Source organism: Anaerobutyricum soehngenii (genome assembly GCF_009697165.1).
In the GTDB taxonomy this organism is placed as follows: domain Bacteria; phylum Bacillota; class Clostridia; order Lachnospirales; family Lachnospiraceae; genus Anaerobutyricum; species Anaerobutyricum soehngenii.
Map to the genome: position 1 here is coordinate 1 of NZ_VULP01000063.1, position 1,746 is coordinate 1,746.

A 1,746-nucleotide genomic window follows, 5' to 3' on the forward strand; every position below is an offset into this window, starting at 1 on the left:
ATAGGTAATTGCGAAACTCGCGATGCTCGTTCGCAATCTTGAACTTAAACAGGGAAGGATTCGTGCTTAGCACGAATCCTGGAATAAAAAGTGGATAACCGGACATTTTAGGCGCACTTTAATAAGCCCTCGGCTTTATGGAGTTGGTAAGTCCTAGGCTATGAAAGATTTTAAACTTCTGATGTATTGTCGTTGATGGATTTTGTCGGCAACAACTACAGTTAATAACTGTGATATACCAGCAAGAAGTAAATCTGCATGAAGTGTTTTTTCGTTTGTTGTTTTTCGGTTAGCGACACAAAAACTGTCTTTAAAGTGGTTGATTGATTTTTCAACATTTACTCGGATTTTGTAAGTGTCATCCCATTCCTGTGAGCCACGCTCCACGCCGGGGTATGCTCTAAGGTTTTTTTCGGGATAAACGTAAATCATTCTGCCACAGGAAGAAGTTGTACATGGATTATCGCAGTGGCACACCCGTCGTTTTGATTTGTCTTCACGATTGTATTCCCATTTCATTTTGGGACACACAAATTTCATGGTCGGAAGATTACTTCTTAAGTGAGACTTGCTACCTTCCCGTTTCATAGGGAGTGAAGGATCATGAGGACAGCAGGGAATACCATTTTCATTGAATGTATAATCCACGTTATCCAGTGAAAGTTTTACCTTTAAAGGAATAAATGCTTTTTGAAATTTAAAATCTTCAAATAAGGATTTGTAGATTTCAATCGTATCAAAGGCAGCATCACCAAGAAATATCTTGGGATTGATAAGAGGGTGCCGTTCTTTGAAATCTTTAAGGGTTGGAATCAAGGCTTTCGAATCGGCAAGTGATTTATCTTCATCAGGAGATTTTGATTTCTTTTCAACAATGATGTCAGGGTGAGAATCCAGATAATCCTTGTTATAAAAATCAATGGAGCGAACAATGCCAAGTCCATTGGTCGTAATGCCAAATTTATAAGCATAGCAGAAATGACCATTCACATACTGTTGCTTTACTTCATGGTTAGCAGCGGCGGATGCAGGCATAGAGGCATAGGCTGCCTTGTAAGGATCATAAGAATCATCGAAGTTATGAGCTTTAGCATAGGACTTAAGCTGTTTAATAATGCGGTTGGCGTATTTGGGATTGTTTTCAGTCACATATGCTTTAATCCCTGAAGTATCAAACAAAAGCATAGAGGCGAGATTACCGTTAATGTCCTGGCAGATTGGTTCTGTGATATCTACGAGATTATCAAAAACTGATTGTAAGTCCATTAAAAAATCCTGTTTGAAACGAGTGATTTTTGAAGCGTCAGGAACTTTAGTAAAGCCACAGAATTCCCTCAGATGTCTGGAATAATGAAGGAAGATTAACAGGAGGGAATCTGTTGGAATAGAAAAGAGGCGTTGAATAATCAAAGCCCAAAGCATTGCATGCAAAGGATATTTACGATTTCTTCCAGTGGATGCGTAGTAATGCTTGTAAAAAGAAGTCGGAATAATTTTATCAAGGTCAATGTGATTTTCGAGCAGAGTAAGGAAATGAGGTTTGTCAGATTCATAAATATCTTTACAATCTTCAAAAATATCTGCCAAAGAGAGTTGTTTTTGTGGTATCATAGACATATCTCCTTTCGGGGCGTGATTTATGGTTTCTAGTCAACTCCATTATATCACAAACCGTGAGGAGATTTTTATTTTTAACAACAAAAAAATGACGTATTTATGCGACTTGTGGCGTTTCGCAAACGCCTA

At 38.1% G+C, this 1,746-nt stretch carries 1 pseudogene; it reads right to left on the reverse strand.

From position 1 onward, the window contains the following. Positions 1–221: 221 nt before the first annotated feature. Positions 222–1,611 (reverse strand): annotated as a pseudogene (locus tag FYJ25_RS14290) (transposase). Between the last annotated feature and the right edge of the window lie 135 nt (positions 1,612–1,746).